General features: G+C 50.7%; 1 protein-coding gene. It reads left to right on the top strand.

Annotation, left to right across the window (positions count from 1 at the left end; translation table 11 throughout):
* Positions 1 to 1,867: DEAD/DEAH box helicase (locus WBV75_RS10490; protein WP_424120563.1), on the top strand; the 1,867-nt coding region annotated here is incomplete at both ends.

The raw sequence follows: 1,867 nt of genomic DNA, 5'->3' as shown, positions 1-1,867 counted from the left end.
CTGTAAAGCACGCCAGTCCCGAGGCTCTTTTTCTCACCGGGGAAGAGTTTCAGCAGACCGTGGGAAAATTCCGTGAAGTCAGCCTTGAGGCCCCTCCCCCTCAGGATGGGGAAGCATTGGACGTCATAGAGATCCCCACTCGTCCGCAACCCGCTTTTAACAAACAGTTCGATCTTCTTCTCAAGGCCCTGAGGGAAAACCAACAGGCCGGAATACGGAACTTTATTTTCTGTGCCAGCGAACAACAGGCGAAACGATTTCACGACATTTTTGACGAAATAGGGCAGGATGTACCTTATACTACCCTTGTCCAGCCACTCTACCAGGGATTTGAATCGGATACCCTTGGACTTTGCTGCTATACAGACCACCAGATTTTTGAACGCTATCACCGCTTCCACCTTCGCAATGGATACGCCAAAAAACAGTCCATTACCCTGAAGGAACTCAACAAACTCGAAGTGGGTGATTACGTCACACATATCGACCATGGAATCGGAACTTTTGGGGGCCTTCAAAAAATTGAAGTGGAGGGAAAACAACAGGAAGCCATCAAACTGATCTACGGCGACCGCGACATCCTCTACGTCAGCATCCACTCCCTCCATAAAATCGCCAAATACAATGGGAAGGACGGGGCGACGCCTAAGATTTACAAGCTCGGATCGGCTGCCTGGAAAAAACTCAAGCAAAAAACCAAAAGCCGGGTTAAGAAAATTGCCTTTGACCTGATTCAGGTCTACGCCAAAAGACGACTGAAAAAGGGATTTCAATACGGTCCGGACAGTTATCTGCAACACGAACTCGAAGCTTCATTCCTCTACGAAGACACCCCGGACCAAAGTACGGCCACCGAGGCCGTAAAAAAGGACATGGAAACCGCCCAGCCCATGGATCGCCTGATTTGCGGGGATGTGGGCTTTGGAAAAACCGAAGTGGCTATCCGGGCCGCCTTTAAAGCCGTGGATAACGGCAAACAGGTCGCGATTCTCGTGCCGACGACTATTTTGGCCTTTCAGCATTACCGCACCCTGAGCGAACGGCTCAAAGAGATGCCGGTAAGTGTGGATTACCTCAACCGTTTCCGTACAACCAAGGAACGAAAAAACGTCCTGGAAGGCCTCTCCTCGGGCTCCCTCGATATCGTCATCGGGACCCATCAACTCGTGGGCAAAAACGTTTCTTTTAAGGACCTGGGTTTACTGATCGTAGACGAAGAACAAAAATTCGGAGTTGCCGTTAAGGACAAACTCAAGGCCCTGAAGGAAAATATAGATGTTCTCACCCTCACAGCCACACCCATTCCGAGAACGCTGCAGTTCAGCCTGATGGCCGCCAGGGATTTATCGGTCATCAATACACCCCCGCCAAACCGCTATCCCATTGAGAGCCGGGTGATCCGTTTACACGAACCCACGATCAGGGATGCGATCTCCTACGAAATTCAAAGAGGGGGGCAGGTCTTTTTTGTACATAACCGAATAGAGAACATCCGGGAGGTGGCCGGGATGATACAGCGCCTGGTCCCGCAGGCAAAGGTTGGGATTGGCCACGGGCAGATGGAGGGCCGCAAACTCGAAACCACCATGCTGAGTTTTATGAACGGGGAATTCGACGTGCTGGTAGCAACCACCATTATCGAAAGTGGGTTGGATGTGGCGAATGCCAACACCATTCTTATAAACAACGCCAATAACTTTGGCCTCAGCGATCTCCACCAAATGCGGGGACGCGTGGGGCGCAGTAATAAAAAAGCGTTTTGTTACTTTATAACACCTCCTTATGAAGTGATGACACCGGAGGCCCGCAAGCGTATGGAAGCTTTGGAGCAATTCACAGAGCTGGGCAGCGGATTCAATATCGCTAT

Origin of the sequence: Robiginitalea sp., assembly GCF_049588695.1 — a bacterium.
GTDB lineage: Bacteria > Bacteroidota > Bacteroidia > Flavobacteriales > Flavobacteriaceae > Robiginitalea.
The sequence above is the reverse complement of the archived record's forward strand: the minus strand, read 5'-3'. Positions and strand labels throughout refer to the sequence as shown.